The organism is Kitasatospora sp. NPDC036755 (assembly GCF_040636595.1).
In the GTDB taxonomy this organism is placed as follows: Bacteria; Actinomycetota; Actinomycetes; order Streptomycetales; family Streptomycetaceae; genus Kitasatospora.
This window is the reverse complement of sequence record NZ_JBEZUT010000594.1, coordinates 1-2,707: the sequence shown is the minus strand read 5'-3', so window position 1 is coordinate 2,707 and position 2,707 is coordinate 1. Positions and strand designations below refer to the sequence as shown.

General features: G+C 76.0%; 2 protein-coding genes. One reads left to right on the top strand and one right to left on the bottom strand.

Features of this window, described 5'->3' with window-relative positions:
* Positions 1-43: 43 nt before the first annotated feature.
* The gene (locus AB0E96_RS40315) at positions 44-523 is read right to left on the bottom strand and encodes a hypothetical protein (RefSeq protein ID WP_359831714.1); all 480 of its coding nucleotides are present in this window, start codon (positions 521-523) and stop codon (positions 44-46) included.
* A 260-nt stretch (positions 524-783) separates the two neighbouring features.
* Between AB0E96_RS40315 and AB0E96_RS40310 the strand changes: the two genes are divergently transcribed.
* Positions 784-2,610 (top strand): hypothetical protein, encoded by a 1,827-nt coding sequence (locus tag AB0E96_RS40310; RefSeq protein WP_359831712.1) that lies wholly within the window; start codon positions 784-786, stop codon positions 2,608-2,610.
* Positions 2,611-2,707: the final 97 nt, after the last annotated feature.

Below are 2,707 nucleotides of genomic sequence, written 5' to 3'. Positions count from 1 at the left end.
GAGGGCAACGTCGTGTCGGTGAACCTGGCCAAGGGGCAGAGGGTCAGCCTCCAGAAGGGTCAGGGCGGTGCCCTGACGGTGGTCCGGCGCCGGCGGCGGTGGCCCGGAGGAAGGAGAGCACAGGGCCGAGGTCGCCCTCCGGGGCCCGCATCCGTTCCTCGGCGAGGCCGCGCAGGCTCCACCGGGGCAGTTGCCGGGCCGGGTCGGCGAGCAGCGGGTAGGCCTCGCGGTGCAGGTCAAAGGTGGCCTGCCGGTCTCCGGTGGGGATGGTGGCCTCGGCCTGGCCGAGCAGGGCGAGACCGCGCTGCGGCGCCAACTCCTGCGGGGCGTCGGCGAGTCGGCTGGCCAGCCGGGCGTAGCGGCGGCGGGCCTGGGCGGCCTTGCCGGCGGCGAGCCGTTCGGCGGCCGCGGCCAGTTCCCTCGCCACCGTCGCGGCGTCCAGGGCCCGGCGGCGGCGGGCCAGGACGACGGCGGCCGCACCGGCCAGTGCCACCACGACCAGCAGCACCGCTAACAGCGCCATGCACCGTCCCCCTGGTTCGAGTACTGCCCATCCACATGATCAACTGTCGTGGGACAGGCGCGAGTTGACGTCGTGTCGTGATGTTGCTCGGGCGCCATCAGAATAGGCCCTCGATCGGACAGGCGAACAGAAAAGAGCACTATCCTGGGCATCACCTCACCAGGGGAGCGGCAGCACGGCAGCAGCTCAACAGCAGCGCGCCCAACGGCGCGTCCACAGCGGTCAACAGCGTCGGGGGTCGGGTGTCGGAGTCGCGTTGGGTGCCGGGGCTCCGGTTCGGGCCGGAGTTCGACCCGGAGCAGTACGAACTCCTGGAGTTCCACCACCGGGGCGGCGAGGCCGAGGTGTGGCGCGCGGTCCGCACCGGGCACAACGGGCGCAAGGAACTGGTCGCCGCGAAGATCATGCTGGAGCGCGACCCGACCGAGGTGCGGCGCTGGCTCGGCCGCTGGGACGACGTCTCGCACAACGCCCACCGGCTGGGCGTCACCGACCTGGTCGTGCCCAGCTTCCTGCTCGGCCCCTCCCCGCACCGGCCCGGCACCCCGCCCGGCGGCGCGCTGCTCGGCTACCAGATCTCACCCTGGGTCGAAGGCGTGCCGCTGCACACCTGGGCGCGGGGCCGGCACGGCGGCCCGGCGGCGGTGGCCGAGATCCTGGCCCGGCTCTGCCGGATCGTCGACGAGCTGCACCGCAAGCGCTGGGTGCACCGCGACATCTCCCCCGCCAACGTCCTGGTCGACGGCCAGGGGCAGGTCAAACTGATCGACCTGACCTTCCTCGCCCCGCTCGACCACGCCCTGACCGTCGCGGTGTTCACCCCCGGGCACGTCCCGCCGGAGGCCGAGCAGGTGGGCGGCTTCCCGACCACCGCCAAGGACCTGTTCGCGGTCGGCACCCTCGCCCGCACCCTGCTGCTGCCCGACCACGGCCGGCTGGACCACCGGCTCGCCGCCGAACAGGCCCGAGCCGAACTGCTGGCGGCGGGCTACGGCGAGGAGCTGGCGCGCTGGGCCTGCGAGCCGCTGGCCCGCGAACCCGGGCGCCGCCCCTCCCCGCTCGGCCCGTGGGCCGCCCGGGGCCGTGAACTGCTGCGCGCCCAACGACCGGTGACCCGCACCGCGGGCCTGGCCGTGCTGCCCGACCCGGACGGACGGCCGCTGGTGGTCACCGGCGGCACCGACGGCACCGCGCTGGCCGGCCCGGGCAGCCCCGGCCGACGGCTCCCGGACGGGCAGGGCCCGTCCTCCGTAAGGGAGTTGGTGGTCGGCTGGGCCGGGCGTGCGGGCGAGCTGGTGGTCTGCGCCGAGGACCGCGCCGGGACCCTGTGGATCGGTACGGCGGCGGGCTGGTGGGAGGCGGCGCGCGGGGTCAACGGGCTGGCGGGCGGGGTCGGTTCGGGTGGCCCGGGCGGATCGGCCGGCTCGGGCGGCTCGGGCGGCTCGGGCGGTTCGGGCGGGGAGATGACGGTCTGGACGGCCGCCGGCGGCGCGCTGCGCTCGTACCGCTGGTCCCCCGGCCGCACCCTGACCGGCCAGGAGCACCCCGGCTGCCCCGCCGACCGGGTGCTCGCCGCCCAGGAGGAACGGCCCGGCGCCTGGCTGCTGCTGGTCGGACACCGCGAGCGGGTGCTGAGCTGGCGCCCCGGCACCACCCAGCCGCCCGTCCCGGTCGGCCCGCCCGGCCCGCTGCGCGCCGGGGCACTGGCCCGCACCTCCGCCGGACCGCAGGCCGCCACGCTGCGGCCGGACGGCTCCGTCCAGCTGCACACCCTCGGCACGGCCGGCCCGGGAACCGAGATCGGCGACGGCGAGCCCTCGCTCGGCCTCGCCATGGTCGGCCACCGCGGCGGCCCGACCGTCGCACTGGCCGGCGCGGGCGGCGTACGGCTGCGGCTGCCCGCCGGCGGCACCTCCCGCCGGCCGCGCTGGTGGCGGCCCACGCTGCGCCCGGCCACCCGGGTCGCGCTCGCCATGGGCGACGACTGGCGGCTGTGTCTGGCGGCGGTGGTGGAGGGCGAGTTGCAGGTGTGGCAGGAGGACGCGGCGTACCGCTGGCAGGCGGTGGAACTGCCGGAGGAGGGTTAGGGCCAATGCCGGTGACTTTAGGTAGTGGCGTGTGGCGTGATGGTGGGTGTTGCTGGGTGTGGTGGTGGCCAGTTGCGGTGTTGGGCGTGTTTGAGGG

Bases quoted from the DNA above. Each gene is read 5' to 3' on its own strand.
- AB0E96_RS40315 (WP_359831714.1), bottom strand. From the start codon at position 523: ATGGCGCTGTTAGCGGTGCTGCTGGTCGTGGTGGCACTGGCCGGTGCG.